Below are 14,544 nucleotides of genomic sequence, written 5' to 3' on the forward strand. Positions count from 1 at the left end.
GCCCGATCCGGGGCCTCCGCTCCGCTCCAGCCCCAACACTCCCCGCCCGCAGGGGAACCGGTCGGAAAAGCAGCAGCAGTGAGAGGGGGAGGCGGGGCCGGGAATGCGGGCGCGGGGCGAATCGGGGGAATCGGAGGGGGTGACGGAGAGTCAGGGTGGCATGGAAAAGCTGGGCTGAGAGTGGACTTGAAACCACGATCACGTGACCTCCCGTCAGGCTGCTTTCCGGCTCCGATAGGGCCAGACTAACGAATCGCGCCACGTTCGAGGGATTTTCTCCCTTGTTGCTGCTTCATTTTTAAGCACGAGATAGACTATGGACTCAGAGCGCACCACCCTTGGAACGCTCTGAGGCTTATCGAGATCCACTTAGGACCCTTGCGAGCGCTTCGGTGAGGCAGAGTAGCCAACCGCCCGCGCCACTCCCACCGTAGCCCTTGTGGCGCTTCTACGTGCAGATTTCCCGTTTCACCTCACTCGAACCAACCGGGCATCACCCAGGAGAAAGCAGACAGGAATGTCGACCACGAACCGCGCAGATCAGCGCGAGGCCGCCCAGCGAGAAGCCATTGACGCGGTCCTCCGTGCCCTCGAACTCCCTGCAAGATCTCTGGTGCCGGAGAGGGGTCTGCGGACACAGGTGATCATGGCGACCGGGTCCGGGAAGACCCGGGTGGCGGTCCGGAGCGCCGAAGAGCTCCACGCGGGCCGTGTGCTGGTCCTCGTGCCCTCGCTGGATCTGCTCGCCCAGACCGAGTCTGCGTGGCGCGAGGGCGGCCGCAGGGGGCCGATGATCGGGGTCTCCTCCCTGCGGGGTGAGGAGGTATCCTTCCCCAACACCACGGACGTGGACGAGCTGGTGGAGTGGACGAGGGGCCTGGAGAAGGTCACCGTGTACGCCACGTACGCCAGCCTGGGTCTGGGCACGCTGGAGCGGGCGCACGCCGCCGGCCTTTCGGCGTGGGACCTGATCGTGGTCGATGAGGCGCACCGGACTTCGGGCCGGATCGGCAAGCCGTGGGCGGTCGTTCACGACAACACCCGCATCCCATCCCTGCGCAGGCTGTACATGACGGCCACGCCCCGGCTGTGGCAGCTGGACGAGGACCAGGAGCAGGGTGCGCCGGGTGAGCTGGTGGCCAGCATGGAGGACGACCCGGACGGGCCGTTCGGCAGCCGCTGCTACACGCTGACGCTGTCAGAGGCGATCGACCGGGGCATCTGTGCGCCGTACCAGGTGGTGTGCGTGGACATCACCGACACGCAGTTCCAGGCCGCCATGCTGCTGGGTGCCAAGGGCCGGTCGGACGAGATGCGCGGGGCCCGGCTCGCCGCACTCCAGACGGCCCTGGTGAAGGCCTCAGCGGAGGAAGCCTTCAAGCGCACTCTCGTGTTCCACCACGTCATCAAGGAAGCCGAAGCCTTCTCGGCCGGGGTCCCGGATGTCGCCGCGCAGCTGCACGCCGCCGATCCCGAGCTGTACCCGGCGACAGTGTGGGCGGACTGGCTGTGCGGCGATCACAAGGCGCTCCACCGCCGGCGCGTGCTCGGGGAGTTCTCCTCTCTCATCGCCACGGACGGCACGGTGGTGGAGAAGGCGTTCCTCAGCTCGGTGAAGGTGTTGGGCGAGGGCGTCGACACCCGCAACTGCGACTCCGTGTACTTCGCGGACGTGCGCGGCTCGATGCCCGACCTGGTCCAGGCCGTGGGTCGTGCGCTGCGGATGCAGCCCGGCGAGGGCAAGATGGCCTCTCTCGTGGTGCCGGTGCTGCTGGCGCCCGGGGAGACGGCGGACAACATGCTCACCAGCCGAGCGTTTGGCGGGCTGGCGAAGCTGCTGGAGGCGCTCAGGGCGCACGACACCCGCATCGTCGAACAACTGGCCCAACAGCAGGCCCCGAGCCGCTACAAGCCCGTCCAGAAGGACGCCAAGGGCAAGGAGAAGAGCGGGGGCGGGGACGGTGGGCCGTCCGCGTCGGCGAAGGCGTTGCTGAAGTTCTCCACGCCGCGTGACCCGGCGCAGCTGGCCGCGTTCATCAATCTGCGGGTCCTCAACCCCGAGCACGAGCACTGGCGGCGCGGCATCGAGGCCTCCGTGCTGTACGCGCGCGAAGTCGGCGACTTGAAGGTGCCGTTCACGTACCGCGTGCCGAAGGAGCCCGAGGCGGTGGAAGCTGGGTGGCCGGCTTCGCTCGCCAACTTCCCGCTGGGGCAGTGGATCGCGGATGCCCGCCGCTTCTACGCCCGCGGGGACATGGACGAGGACCGCGTCCAGCAGCTGGAGAAGCTCGGCATGATCTGGTCGCACTTCGACGTCGCATGGGAGGAGGGCCTGGCCGCCGCCCGCGGTTGGGCTGCCGAGAACGGGCACCTCCTGGCGCCGCTGGACGCCACCTACCAGGGCGCGAAGGTGGGCATCTGGCTCAAGAACGCCCGGGCCGCCGCGCGGAAGGCGATGGACATCGAGCAGCGGCGTGCCGAGGGCCTGCCAGTGGGATCGGTGGCTGGTGCGCTGTCGGAGGATCGGCGCGAGCAGCTGGAGGAGATCGATGCCTCGTGGTGCCCCACGTGGCCGGTGGAGTGGCAGCGGGCGTTTCACCTCACCCGGCTGCACCTGGACGAAGGCGGGGCGCTGCCGACCGAGCCGGGTGACGTCCTGCGCCAGGGCGAGGACCTCGGGCGGTGGGTGCGCGCCCAGCGGCTGGGCTGGGACAAGCTCACCGGAGTGCAGCAGTGGATGCTGGAGCAGGTCCTCGGGATCGAGCCCGCCACCGAGGAGGAGAAGCCCAAGCCGCGCCGTACGCAGGCCGACAAGTGGGCCGCCAACCTGGCAGCCGCGAAGCAGTTCTACGAGCGTGAGGGACATCTGAACGTCCCCCGCAAGCACGTGGAGACCATGCTCTCGGACGAGGGATGGGAACTGCAGTTCCGTCTGGGGGCATGGATCGGCAACCAGCGCTCGCGTGCGGCGACGCTGTCGGAGGACCGGCGCGAGCAACTGTCCGCGATCGGGATGCGGTGGTCCTGACGATGAGCGGGAAGAACGACCTCGAGTTCGCGTGGGGGCCGCGCATCCGTCTCAGCCGGTGAATCCCAGAAGGAGCAGCGAAGCCCCGGGTGTGAGCCCGGGGCTTCGTGCTGTGCTGGCTCTGGATCAGGTGCTCACCTCGGTGATGGCGTCCGAGATCAGGACGGGCAGGTGGTTGAGGGCGCGTTCCAGGAGCCGCTCGATCGGGACCGCGTGCCGACTGGTGTCGACGCTGATGAGCGTGCCCCAGACCGCGGGTTGGTAGCGGGCGAGCATGGACAGCGCGTACAGCACGGCCCACCAGGCCATCAGAGGGTGTAGCTCCCGCTTCATCGAGCCCAGGACGGGCAGGAAGTACCGGAGCCCGGCGTAGCCGCGGGTCAGGGTCCGCAGGTGGGCCAGCCGTTCGGTGCTGGTCGCCATTCCGTCGAATCCGGTGCCCATGCCCTCGGGCATGAGCCAGTTCATCACCAGTTCGCCGCCGCCGTGGTTGTAGCGGGTGTACTCCAGAGGCGCCTCTGGACCGAGGGTGAGGGCGCGGGTGGTCACGTAGCTCTCGTGCTGGGCGACGGACGGGTAGGAGGTGAGGAAGTCGGCCAGCGCCTCGCGGGTGCCGGCGTCGATGACCCGGTCGGGGATGTCGCATACGGGGACGCTCAGCAGGGAGTGCTCGTGCGTGCCGACGCCGACGTCGTCCCCGACCGTGTACAGCAGGGTGAGCCGGTCCCTGGTGGTGAGCGGGTAGCGGAGGTTGGGGGGCAGCAGGTCCCAGACGTCTTCCAGACGCAGCGGGTCCGTCTCCCACACCGGCGAGTCGAGGACCTCGCTGACCTTCACGAAGCTGCCCTGGGTTCCGGCGGATCGGTGCGGATCTCGATGTCGGGGAAGGGCAGGTGGAACCCCGTGGTCTTGATCCCGTGGGTGTCGAGGCGCCAGTCCTCGCCCTTGAGGGACCAGGCTGCGGCCGTGATGGCGCGGCCGGCCTGGCTGAGGCCGTAGAAGGCCAGGACCGGGCTCGTGGCCGGGCCCACGACGGCGGCGGCGCGGAACAGCTGCTGAGCCTGCTCCAGGGATGCCGAGTACGTCTTGCGGCGGGAGCCGGTGTTGGCTCTGGCCGGCGGATCGGAGCGGCTGGCCCGCAGCCGCTCCCACGCCTCATCGGCGTCGAGATCGCTGTGCATGGCCGGGACGCTACCCGCTGTCGAGTTGACGCCGCAGGGTGAATTTTTCCCTCGCGTACGCGGGCGCGGATCTAAGCGAATGAGTCCAACTTGACCAAATTTAAAGGCTCTTGACAGGATTTCAGATGTTCTGTCACGGTCTTGTTCGCCCGCTCCGGGCAGACTACGAGAGAGGGAGATCCCCCATGGCACGACGCACCGAGTACGACGAAAGCCAGGCCGCCGGACGTCTCCGGGTGCCGATCGCCGCCTTCCGGTGGGCGCGGCACACCGGCCTCGTCCCGGCTCCGGACGCCTCCTCCTACCAGTGGTCGCGGGCCACTGTGGAGGCGATGGACGCGGACGCGATCCGGGCCTCGCTCCCCCCACGAGCCGATCTCCGCCGCAGCGGCCGCGGACCGGATCGCCCGGGCCCTGGGCACGCCGAACGTGCCCGACGAACCGCCGGTCGTGAGCGCCTTCGCGGTGCGCCGGCTCGTCGCCTGCGGGCTGCTGACCGACCTGACGGCGAACCCGGAGGCCGTGCTGATCAACCCCGACCAGGTGACGGAGGTCTGCGGCCTCGAGGGCCTCGCGCAGCGGCTCGCCGACGAAGCGCCGCTCGGGCCGGACCAGGCCGCCGCCCGGCTGGGCGTGAGGAGGGTCGATTTCGACTACATGCGCGACCTGTTGTGGGTACGGCCGGCGGAACGGCGTGAGGTGCGTTTCGGCACGTCGCGGGCCGGGGCGGTGATGGTCCCGCTGTTCACCACGGCGTCCGTCGACGCGCTGCCCGGTGCGCACCCCGAGGTCGACTGGGAGCAGCTGCGTTAGGACAAGGATCCCTGGCTGTCTCATGTGCCATCTGAGGCGACACCGGGAGAGCGGGGAGACCGTTAGGTTTCCTGACCTCTTGTTGTCTCAGAGGGAGTTGGGGTGGATCACTTCTTTGTGTCTCACGGCAAGGTGCGTCGGTTCTACGAGGCACCGCCGGGCGTCGATCTCGATGCGGTGGCGTACGTACAGCGGCCGGGGGCGGTGAAGGAGGGCACGCCCTTCTTCCTTGATCTCGGAATGCGTCCGGCCGAGCCGTTGTGCTCGTTCTTTCTGGAGATGCTGATCATCTCGCGACCGCACGATGTCCGGCGCCTGCGCAAGACGGCCAAGGTGGTCCGCGCGGTCGTCCTGGGCGGCTCGCTCAGTGACCTGGCCGGCGACGACCACCACGTCGAGATCTACCGCGGCCACTACGCCCACGGCACGACCGCGCACGTCCTAGCGGGAGTGGCCATCAACCGGTCCCAGCAGTGGGTATTCCAACGCGTCGCGCAAAAGCCGGTGTTCGTCGATGCCGCCGCCGAGCCCCAGTTGGAGGAGCGCGAGGTCGCCGAGTCGCTGGGGCTGAGCTCGACGGAAGCGAAGGCGATGCGCACGGGCGAGCTGGACATGGGGCTCACGCACTGCCGCGACCCCTACGACTCTCCCCACCGAAGTGACGGCAAGGTATGCCATGTTGCGCCGACGATGTGCATGCTCTGCCGCAACGCGGTGATCTTCACGTCTCAGCTGCCGCGGCTGCTGATGCTGTCCGATCACATCGAGCGGATGCGGGCCGCGCTACCTCCGCCCCAGTGGCAGGCCGTCTGGGGACGCCAGGCAGCCGCGCTGCAGGAAGTCTTCACCGAATGCGCCGACCTGCTGCCCGCCGCCCGTCAGCAGGTCCTTGACCTGGGCCTTCGTCTTGACCTGCCGCTGGGCCAGCGAACGGAGTTCGACCGATGACCCCTCAGCCGGCGCTCCGAGCCGCCGTCTCGGCCCGCTTCCGCGACGACGAGCCGGTCTTCGGCCCCGGTTACCGGCTCGTCGCTGGCATTGTCGTCCCGCGCTTCGGCGACACCGGCTTCTGGTCCGGCGACTGCATCGGCCGCCCCGCCAACCAGCCTCCCACCCGGTACAAGATCCATTTCGCGCCGGAGGACCCGCTGATCACCCTGCAGCTGCGGGAGATCGCGTTTGCCCAGTTCAACCCCACTCACCGAGTCCTGCGGCAGGCGGCCATCTACCGTTCGGCCGAGCCAGCAGCCTTCCCGACGGTCAAGATGTGCTGCCAGAAGCTGCGGGTGATCTTGAGGTGGGGACGGCGGCAGGGCCTTCCGGCGGACCCGGGCCGCTGGGCTGCGGCAGACTGGCAGTCCTTCCTGGACGAGCTGGCCGCGACGGTCGGCGACACGACGGTGGCCAACCACGTGGGCGCCGTCCGTACGCTGCGGGAACTCGCTGCGGTGGTCACCGGCGTCACGCCGTTCGACGACCCGTGGGACGAATGCTCCGCCGCCGAGCTCGGACGGCAGGCAGTGCTCAACGCCACCACGGACGACGCTTCGCTGGCCACCCCGACCATCCCACCGCAGACCTGGTGGCCCTTGATCCGCGCCGCCTGGACGTACGTCCACACCTTCGCCCCCGACATCCTGCGCTGGAAAGAGCACTTCGAGCACCTGGCCGTGGAGCTCGGCCAAGGGGCACCACCTCGTCGGCACGTCGCCAGGACCGCCGACGACACCGATGCCCAGATCGCCGCCTGGCTGGCCGACCCAGGCCACTGCGTGCCGGTTCACGCCGTCAACCGGCACGGCACCAAGGCAGGCGACCCCATCTGGACAGTTCTCAGTGAGCTGATCACCGAAGGACAGCGGGACAGCATCTTTGCCACTCACAGCCGTTCGCCACGTGCACGTGCCCTGGCCCGCCGGGCGTCCGTCCTCGCCGTGGTCGCCCTGGGCCGCACGCACTCGGTCCGGGGAAAAGTCGCCGCAGCCGTCATGAATGCTCCCCGCCATGCCCCCGCCGGCGCCCGCCCGTCCGCAGCCGTGATCGACGAGGAGCTCCGGCAGTGGCTGGCCAACCCGGACAACCGCGTTCCCATCCGGTCGGCCGACGACGGCGTCGGCCAGGCGGGAACGGTGATCTGGAGCACCCTCGCCCGCCTGATCTGGGGCATCCCGACCGGCGATCGCTTCACCTCGCATGCGGCGTCGGGACGGGCCCGGCGCCAACGTGTCGCGGATGCCGTCGTCGCAGGGCGAACCGTGGTGATGGCCGCCAACCGCTACTGGTCAATCCCCCAGCCCTGCCCTGACGCCGCCCTCATCACCTGCAAGGACAGCACGACACGTCCCTGGCGCACGCACATCACCCAGGCGGAACTGACTGTCGAGCTGCGCATGCTCAGGGCAGCCTGCTACGTCTTCGTCACTGCGACGAGTGACACCACGTGGGCCAAGGAGTTCGACCAGCAACTCGAGTACGCCGCCGCACTCCGGTTGGTCGACCTGCTCAGGGCCCGCCGGACAGGCGAGAAGGTCGCAGTCGGGCCCGGCGCCGACCGGCTGCACGCCGGCCTTGACCAGGTCATCGCAACCATGAACGAGGACCCCGCCCTACGGGCGCAGATCGCCGATGAACAGGCCGAGGCAGCACTGCTGGCCACCCAGTTCACCAACCTCCACCTGGGGACTATCAACCACTGCATGTTCGACGCCCCGCAGGCCGAGTGCCAGAACGAACTGCCCGCCGATCAGCGCGGCACAGCCCCTCTGATCGGCGCCTGCCAACCCGACCACTGCCGCAATTCCGTGATCACCCCACGACATGCTCCCATCTGGACCGCCGAGGAAAACGACCTCACAGCCAGAGCCCAGGACCCCACCCTGTCACCACCCAGCCGCGAAGCCGTCCTGATCCGGCTCGCCGACGTCCAGCGCATCACCCGCGCTCTTCGCCACGAAGGAGTCACCCCCTGATGCCGGTGTCCGCCAAGACCGCCACCAAGCTCCGCGAGGCTATGGCCCGGCTGCTGGCCGGCGAACCTCTGCACACCGACGGCGCCCTCACCAAGGAGAACCTCGCCCGAGAAGCCCAGGTCAGCCACGCGACCGTACACCGCGCCAACGACATCCTCGCCGAGTGGAACGCCCAGGTCACCCGACCCGTCCTCCGCACCCCCGGCGAGGTCGCCCGGGACGAGACGATCACCGAACTCCGCAAACAGCTTCGTGAGGCGAGAGCCGAGATCACCCTGTTGAACGGCAAGCTCGACGCCCTCGCGACGGTCACGAGAACCAGGCATTGAGGAAGCGCGACAGCGACCGCAGACTCGCACCTCTGCCGTCCGCCAACTGAGCACATCATCCGTACATCAGGCGGCGGGACATCGTCGCAGCTCGACAGAAGCTGCCAGGCCCGCTGCCGGACTCACCGCGGCAGGCCCACCCTCGATACGACAGCAGATACAAGCATCAGGGCCACCTTAGGTCGCTCCTTATGCACCGGTGGCTCTATAAAGGAAGGGCAGCATAGCCCCATTGGCGGAGCAGGCATGCAGGCTCAATCGGGCGCTGCTAGCTTCATTTCCATGGGTAAAGCGGACATGCCTGGAGGACCTAAAGAACGCAGTTTGCGCGACAGCGGGACCTCCCGCCCTGCCTACTGGGAGCTTGGCCGCAGGGCCTTCATCCTGGGCGGGCTGACGACCCTTTACACTGCATGTAGCAGCAATAGCTCACGGCAGGCCACCTCACCACCGCCAAAAAGTCCCAGCATTCCGACTGCACAGCTCTGGGCGACGCTGAAACATGAGACTCCTGACAGCGGACCGGATTATGCCGTTGCGTTTAGCCCTGACGGTAAAACAATCGCTACCGGAGGGGAGCGCGACACTATCGATCTTTGGAACGTTTCCACCAAGGAAGTATTCGCCAATCCCACATTTCTTGATAGCGCCCCAACGAATAATGCAGTCGAGTCACTTGCATACTCTCCCGACGGCACCACGCTTGCCAGCGGAAACCACGACGGAACAATCACCCTATGGGATGTGGAAAACGAGAGCGGCACTGCCACCCTCACCGACAACAGACCCGTCTGGTGCATCGCTTTCAGCCCTGACGGCGCTCTGCTAGCAAGCGCAAAGGAAGACGCCGTACGCATTTGGGACATCGGCGATCAAGCCATTGCCGCCACCCTCACAGGCCCTGCCGACTCCGAGGTGGCTTTCAGTCCTGATGGTGCCCTACTCGCCAGCGCAGGCGGCAGCTCTAGGACGGTCTCCGTATGGGATGTAGCCAAGCGAAAAAACGTCGCTACTCTCACCGGCCACACCGACTTTGTGTATGGGGTAACTTTCGATCCCAAGGATTCCCTTCTCGCTAGCGGAAGCAGCGACAAGACCAGACGCCTGTGGGATGTCACCGAACGCAAGACCGTCGCCACTCTCACCGGCCACACCGACTCGGTGGGTCCACTGGAATTCAACCCCGAGGGCACCCTGCTCGCCAGCGGGGGCGACGACAAACAACCCCCATGGAACCCTGCTGGCCAGTATTGGGCACTGGGGAACATTGCGCGTGTGGCAACTGAGTTAGCCCTCGCATTCGGATCGACTATCGTCCCAGTTGCGCGTCGCCCCAGCTTCCGTAGTAGTAGTTTCCAGCGTCTTGGCCGGTGTACGTGATGGCCAGCTTGAGGCGCAGCGCATTTTTTAGGTCAAGCTTGACCTTCTGTGATTCACCGAGGCGGATCCTCTTCTCGTATTTCTCCATTCCATCTACCGTTGCCTCGAACGTAAGAATTCCCCCAGTGGGTGAATCGTCTCGCAGTCCGACCGTGGCGGTGAAGGTGCCCCAATGACGGCCAAGGTTGTATTCAGCGGCCTGCAGCATTGGCAGTGAGCGTCACGCTTCGGGCGAACCCTTTGCCGTTTACCTCGGCTGCGCTGGTGTCCACCCCCTTGCGTGGAGGTAAGCGGCTCCAACTCACTCAGGTATTGAGTCTGTGAGGCTGGGCTCGTGGACTCGGGCTCAGGCTGCCTCGACGGCTCGCTTGCCGTCACGGTCACGGTAGGCGGCGTTGTGGTGACAGTGCGCGTGCTCTGGGCGGGGCCGGCTTCCCCACCACCGCCGCAGTGGTCGTAGCACACATGGTCACCGCCCGGAACCAGCGTGTGGCCGAGCGCCCTGGCTGTCGCCTCGTCCTCATCGGTCGCCTCTGTTGTGAGGTTCATCAGTGGGATCAGGTGAGTCATCCGGCGGTGCGCCGTGACGACGTTGCTGTGGCGCGCTGAACTCGGGGTACACAAGGGCGTCTCCTGTCCCCCACTTAAAGGCCAGGGCGAAAAGGACGAACAACATGGTCAGGAGAGCGAAGACAAAGCCCAGCCACAGTCCGGCGCCGGTGCCGACGCTCGCACCAGTGAACGACGCCGCCAGCCGGCTGTACAGGTCTGCCAGGTCGGACACATCCGCAACCTTCACCACGTAAATAGCTAGGAGGATTGAAGATGGCACCAGTGCCGCCTTTAGGTACCGTCTGTTGGTCGTTGCCACGGCCATGGCTAGGAAGGCGATGGTGGCGAGCGCCATGACGACTATTAGGGCCGGCCCTGCGGACTGAAGGTCCTCCCCGAAGGCGTTCTCGCTGTCGCCTCCACCCGTCAGCCAGGGTGGGAAAAGCATGATGAAGCTTAGAAGCGCCGAGCCTGCGGCTGCGGCCAGAGGCCAGTCGCGTGACGCCTTCCAGCGCAGCGAGTAGCGGGGGCGGCGAGCTGAGATCGTCATGCGTCCTCCCAGGAGGTTCACGACACCCGTGGCGTAATCCGGTCCCGGACGAGTCAAGGAAAATAGCCTGTTCGCTCCACCATCAGTTGACTCCGACACCTATTACGGTGACGATCCCGCAAGCATTTGTTGCTCTGGGTACACTCCGACAAGTGGAAAGATTAGGTTTTGGACACAGGTGCCTGCGATACTTACCCACCGGCGTGCCTGCAATTAATCTTCCCGAGTTCAGCTTAGGAACCTGGGGAGGCATTAGATACTTCCGGAAAAGAACATGCGGCTAGTGCATACGTTATGAAGACTTCAGCTTGCGCCTGTGTCAACCCATATGTGTCCGGATCCGTCCATTCATCGAGCAGCTCCTGCCAGGCGGCACCCTTATTGTTGTATTTGTCGCATATATCGTTCGACCAAACGAAGATGGCTTGGTCATCCCAGTCTTCTCCGACATCGGTCCGCACTGCCGTAGTGAACTCATCTACGGTTGAAAACGAAGGTGACGGTGATGACGTCGTCTCTTCTGGCGGAGTCTCCGTTACCGTAGCCGTACTCGTCGCAGTCGTGGTTTTGGTGACGGTAGACGGCGCTTCCGCAGTCCCATCTTCGCTACCGCACGAGGCCATAGCAAAGGATGAGGTCCCGATAACCAGCAATGGGATCAGTGGCCAGGTTCTGTTCATGGCGTCGTATCCCTGAAGGCTAGTGATTGCGTCCTAGCTAAGGCCCTCTGAGGGGCGAGGCGGTGCAGCCTCCTCCAGGTCACCACAGCTCCATCATCAACGCATCCTTTTCAACTTGGCACCGAAGGAAGAAATGAGCATCATCCAGCTCATCACGGCTGCAGAATCTGCGCATCTTCGCGGCTCGCCGATTTTCCTGGCACCGCACTGGATCCTCCTCACCCCGCCAGCCCGGTCGCAGGCTGACCCGTCCGGTCACACGCCGGTCAGGCAGCCTCTTGGCCGTCCCCATCCTGCTGTGGGTGTGCGCACTGGTGGCAGCAGGGTGAGCATGAGGAGTATGGACGCGCGCCTCAGGGTGTCCCACACCGTCGTTGCGGCTGTATTGCTCGTGGCCATGGCCGCCTGCTCCGACAACTCCGAAGAAGCTCCCATAGGAGGGACCGCGCCCCCCAGCACCCCCAGCGCCCCCACGGATGGAGCGCCGCCGGGCGCGGAGGTGCTCGGCACAGTGCGGACGGGCGAGCCGTTTACCGTCACGGTCTTGGCCAAGGACACCGCCGACGATCCACACCGTTGGCAGTTCACCGTACGCAGCGTGTCCTGCGGCAAGCCGCTGGACAGCGCCGTCATGGCATTTGCAGCCGAGTCGGTCGGTGAACCAACCCCGACCCCTACCCCCGAGGCTGGCAAACAGTTCTGCGTCCTGACCATGGACGCGCTCAACGTCGGCAAGAGCATGGCGGTCTGGAACTCCGACAACAGGGTGAGCCTGAACGTTGGTGACACTCGTTACACCCAGTCGCAGAAGGACGCCGACTACGCCTCGGATTACGAGCAGTACTTCAACAGCAAGGGACAAGTCGCCCCGGCCTTTGGGCTGAACCCCGGCAGCCACGGACCGGTGCACGGGGTCTTCCAGATCCCTGCCGGACAACAGCCCACCAGTGTCTGGGTCACCGCTGGTACGGCCATCGAAACGATCGACGGCGTTCAACCGGGCTATCTAGTGCTCCTCAAGGGATGACACGGTTCATCCGCTGAGCCACATGCCGCTTGGTGTGCCGTTCGCAACGGCGCCCTCGTTGGCAATCTGCGCGCTGGAGGCGCTTGCGGCACCTGATGAGCGGCAAGGCGGTTACGGAACGGCAAAGTCTTTGAGACAGGCCGACGTTTACCGCAGGAGCCTTCCTTTGATCGCCTCCAGTGAGCTGATGAGACAGATTGGCGGCTGAGACAGATGAACTGTTCCTAAGGGCTGTCCCGTAAATGATCTATGGCATGCCGACTGACCAGCGACGCTGCCCCTCACGCTGTGAGGGTGAGGTTGTGGAGGCGGGCGATGCCGAGCATGGCGTGGTAGACGCCCTCGTCCTTGAGGCGGCAGTCGCGGAGGATCTTCCACGTCTTCATGCGTGCGAAGACGTGCTCGACGCGGGCGCGGACCTTGCGGTGGGAGGCGTTGTGCTCTTCTTTCCAGGTCGGTAGTTCGGCCTGGTCGCGTTCCCGGCGGTGAGGGATGACCAAGCCGGTGCCGCGGTAGCCGCCGTCAGCGATCACGGTTGTCCTGCCGACGGCGGCCTTCGCGCCGGACAGTTCCCATGCCTTGCAGTCGTTGCAATTGCCCGGCAGGGGCCGACCGACGGCGACGACGCGCCGGGTGTCGGCGTCGATGACGACCTGATGGTTGGTGGAGTATCGGTAGTTCTTCGAACGCTCGGCGATGCTGTGGTCGCGGGTGGGGACCAAGGTGCCGTCCACGATCAGCACGGCATCCTTGCGAAACCGCCGGCGCTGGCGCAGAGCGAGGGCAGGCCCGAGGTGGTCGATGATGCGGTCGGCGGCCGACTTCGATATCCCGAACAGGAGCGCGAGCTGTCGCAGTGTCATGTTGGTCCGCCAGTACGCGATGACCAGTAGCACGCGGTCCTCCAGCGGGAGACCCCACGGCCGTCCCCTGCGTACCGGGACCGCGCCTTCCTTGCGCAGAGCGGTGATGAGCGTGCCGAACTGCTGCGGGCTGAGCCCGGTGAACGGGCTTATCCAGCGGGGCTCCGATGCCGTGATCACGGCGAGATCATCTCCCGGCTCCGAGGAGCCGTACTGAGCTACGGGATGTCGGGGTACTGAGGGCGCTTCCGCTTGAGCTTGGCCAGGTCACTGAGATCGATGCCCGTGGCCTTGGCATACTGCCTGGACCAGTCGGCGACGGCCTGCCGGATCAGGTAGTCGGGGCGACGAGCCACCGGTTCCTCGCCGCGGTTCCGCAACTTAGCGACAGCGGCCCGCTCCAGATCCTGATCACCGCACTGACGAGCCAGAAGGATGGCCTTCGCAAGTCGTCCCGGCTCGTTGTTGGCCGACGCGAACGACCAGACCCCGTCCCGGTGAACATGGGTGTCCGCCAGGAGCAGCAGTCCCAGGTCGTGGGAGTCGCGGACGAAGCGCAGGGACGGCGGCCCGTAGTAAGTGACGCCGGCGGAGACTGCAGAGGCGAGCGGAGCACTGCCCGCCGGCCAGGGGTAGCAGGCAGCGGGAGGGATGTCAGTCGGACCTGCGTCGCCGGACGGCGAGTGGTGGTCGATCCGGATGCCCACTCCACCAAAGCCGTCCATCCGGTCACCGAGACCGCAGTAGTCCGTGTGTACCATCCAGCCGAAGAGCGACCGGTCGTAACGGTCCTTCCAGATCGAAAGCGTGGTGCACAGGCTTCCCCGGACGAACTTCAGCTCGCCGCCATCGATGCTGGTAGGAGCCATCCCGAGCAGCTCAACAAACTGCTCGGCCATCCTTCGTACCGTCCACGGTCGCGTCACGAGGGCATGGTAGGTGCTACCCACGACGCGCTGACCGACCGAAGCACCAGCGCTCCTGCCAGGTCACTCGCCACCCGAAGATCGATTACGGGACAGCCCTTAAGCTGCGCAACGTCGGAAAGGGCCGGCGGTCCCCGCTCGCCGCTCTGGTGAAGGCCAGGCGGCAGGAGAAGGAGGCCGCCGTGGTGTGAGCGGGCGCCACCCGTGTGGGTGATGACAGGCGGGCGGTTCGGCGAGACGCTCAGC

At 66.2% G+C, this 14,544-nt stretch carries 13 protein-coding genes; 7 read left to right on the forward strand and 6 right to left on the reverse strand.

Going from position 1 to position 14,544, the window contains the following annotated elements; translation table 11 throughout:
* Positions 1-517: 517 nt before the first annotated feature.
* The gene (locus tag ACZ43N_RS40950; RefSeq protein ID WP_468104691.1) at positions 518-3,028 is read left to right on the forward strand and encodes a helicase associated domain-containing protein; all 2,511 of its coding nucleotides are present in this window, start codon (positions 518-520) and stop codon (positions 3,026-3,028) included.
* A 126-nt stretch (positions 3,029-3,154) separates the two neighbouring features.
* On the opposite strand, the gene ACZ43N_RS40955 is transcribed toward ACZ43N_RS40950, so the two are convergent.
* Both ACZ43N_RS40955 and ACZ43N_RS40960 read right to left on the reverse strand, forming a co-directional pair.
* Entirely contained in the window at positions 3,155-3,865 is a 711-nt protein-coding gene (locus tag ACZ43N_RS40955; RefSeq protein ID WP_468104693.1) for a YaaC family protein, read from the reverse strand.
* On the reverse strand, positions 3,862-4,209 hold the full coding sequence (locus ACZ43N_RS40960) for a YaaC family protein (protein ID WP_468104695.1): 348 nt from the start codon (positions 4,207-4,209) through the stop codon (positions 3,862-3,864). Before ACZ43N_RS40960 ends, ACZ43N_RS40955 begins: the two co-directional genes overlap by 4 nt.
* 450 nt (positions 4,210-4,659) lie before the next feature.
* On the opposite strand from ACZ43N_RS40960, the gene ACZ43N_RS40965 reads away from it, so the two are divergent.
* From ACZ43N_RS40965 to ACZ43N_RS40985, 5 genes are all read left to right on the forward strand, one after another.
* Positions 4,660-5,022 (forward strand): hypothetical protein, encoded by a 363-nt coding sequence (locus tag ACZ43N_RS40965; RefSeq protein ID WP_468104697.1) that lies wholly within the window; start codon positions 4,660-4,662, stop codon positions 5,020-5,022.
* Positions 5,023-5,124: 102 nt separating this feature from the next.
* A complete protein-coding gene (locus ACZ43N_RS40970) occupies positions 5,125-5,970 on the forward strand; it encodes a hypothetical protein (RefSeq protein WP_468104699.1) in 846 nt (281 codons plus the stop codon).
* Positions 5,967-7,991 carry a hypothetical protein gene (locus ACZ43N_RS40975; protein ID WP_468104700.1) on the forward strand — a complete coding sequence of 675 codons (2,025 nt, stop codon included), beginning with the start codon at positions 5,967-5,969 and terminating at the stop codon, positions 7,989-7,991. Before ACZ43N_RS40970 ends, ACZ43N_RS40975 begins: the two co-directional genes overlap by 4 nt.
* A complete protein-coding gene (locus ACZ43N_RS40980; protein WP_468104702.1) occupies positions 7,991-8,320 on the forward strand; it encodes a hypothetical protein in 330 nt (109 codons plus the stop codon). The genes ACZ43N_RS40975 and ACZ43N_RS40980 overlap by 1 nt, the downstream gene beginning before the upstream one ends.
* Positions 8,321-8,602: 282 nt before the next feature.
* Positions 8,603-9,700: a WD40 repeat domain-containing protein gene (locus ACZ43N_RS40985; RefSeq protein WP_468104704.1), complete on the forward strand. Its 1,098-nt coding sequence runs from the start codon at positions 8,603-8,605 to the stop codon at positions 9,698-9,700.
* Here ACZ43N_RS40985 and ACZ43N_RS40990 read toward each other — a convergent pair.
* Both ACZ43N_RS40990 and ACZ43N_RS40995 read right to left on the reverse strand, forming a co-directional pair.
* Positions 9,630-9,908 carry an NPCBM/NEW2 domain-containing protein gene (locus tag ACZ43N_RS40990; RefSeq protein ID WP_468104706.1) on the reverse strand — a complete coding sequence of 93 codons (279 nt, stop codon included), beginning with the start codon at positions 9,906-9,908 and terminating at the stop codon, positions 9,630-9,632. The two genes, ACZ43N_RS40985 and ACZ43N_RS40990, sit on opposite strands and share 71 nt — an antisense overlap.
* A gap of 312 nt (positions 9,909-10,220) precedes the next feature.
* Complete coding sequence (locus tag ACZ43N_RS40995; protein WP_468104707.1) at positions 10,221-10,802, reverse strand: hypothetical protein; 582 nt, start codon at positions 10,800-10,802, stop codon at positions 10,221-10,223.
* A 1,224-nt stretch (positions 10,803-12,026) separates the two neighbouring features.
* Between ACZ43N_RS40995 and ACZ43N_RS41000 the strand changes: the two genes are divergently transcribed.
* On the forward strand, positions 12,027-12,509 hold the full coding sequence (locus ACZ43N_RS41000) for a hypothetical protein (protein ID WP_468104709.1): 483 nt from the start codon (positions 12,027-12,029) through the stop codon (positions 12,507-12,509).
* A 281-nt stretch (positions 12,510-12,790) separates the two neighbouring features.
* Here ACZ43N_RS41000 and ACZ43N_RS41005 read toward each other — a convergent pair whose 3' ends face one another.
* Both ACZ43N_RS41005 and ACZ43N_RS41010 read right to left on the reverse strand, forming a co-directional pair.
* The gene (locus tag ACZ43N_RS41005) at positions 12,791-13,552 is read right to left on the reverse strand and encodes a transposase (protein ID WP_468104711.1); all 762 of its coding nucleotides are present in this window, start codon (positions 13,550-13,552) and stop codon (positions 12,791-12,793) included.
* Between the two features lie 38 nt (positions 13,553-13,590).
* Positions 13,591-14,271, reverse strand: coding sequence for a hypothetical protein (locus tag ACZ43N_RS41010; protein WP_468104712.1), 681 nt, complete (start codon positions 14,269-14,271; stop codon positions 13,591-13,593).
* Between the last annotated feature and the right edge of the window lie 273 nt (positions 14,272-14,544).

This window comes from Streptomyces sp. NPDC030814 (genome assembly GCF_055572155.1).

What these genes read in the sequence shown, in the direction of transcription:
- ACZ43N_RS40950 (WP_468104691.1), top strand. Translation starts at nt 518, where the DNA reads ATGTCGACCACGAACCGCGCAGATCAGCGCGAGGCCGCCCAGCGAGAA.
- ACZ43N_RS40960 (WP_468104695.1), bottom strand. Translation starts at nt 4,209, where the DNA reads ATGCACAGCGATCTCGACGCCGATGAGGCGTGGGAGCGGCTGCGGGCC.
- ACZ43N_RS40975 (WP_468104700.1), top strand. Translation starts at nt 5,967, where the DNA reads ATGACCCCTCAGCCGGCGCTCCGAGCCGCCGTCTCGGCCCGCTTCCGC.
- ACZ43N_RS40980 (WP_468104702.1), top strand. Translation starts at nt 7,991, where the DNA reads ATGCCGGTGTCCGCCAAGACCGCCACCAAGCTCCGCGAGGCTATGGCC.
- ACZ43N_RS40985 (WP_468104704.1), top strand. Translation starts at nt 8,603, where the DNA reads ATGGGTAAAGCGGACATGCCTGGAGGACCTAAAGAACGCAGTTTGCGC.
- ACZ43N_RS40990 (WP_468104706.1), bottom strand. Translation starts at nt 9,908, where the DNA reads ATGCTGCAGGCCGCTGAATACAACCTTGGCCGTCATTGGGGCACCTTC.
- ACZ43N_RS40995 (WP_468104707.1), bottom strand. Translation starts at nt 10,802, where the DNA reads ATGACGATCTCAGCTCGCCGCCCCCGCTACTCGCTGCGCTGGAAGGCG.
- ACZ43N_RS41010 (WP_468104712.1), bottom strand. Translation starts at nt 14,271, where the DNA reads ATGGCCGAGCAGTTTGTTGAGCTGCTCGGGATGGCTCCTACCAGCATC.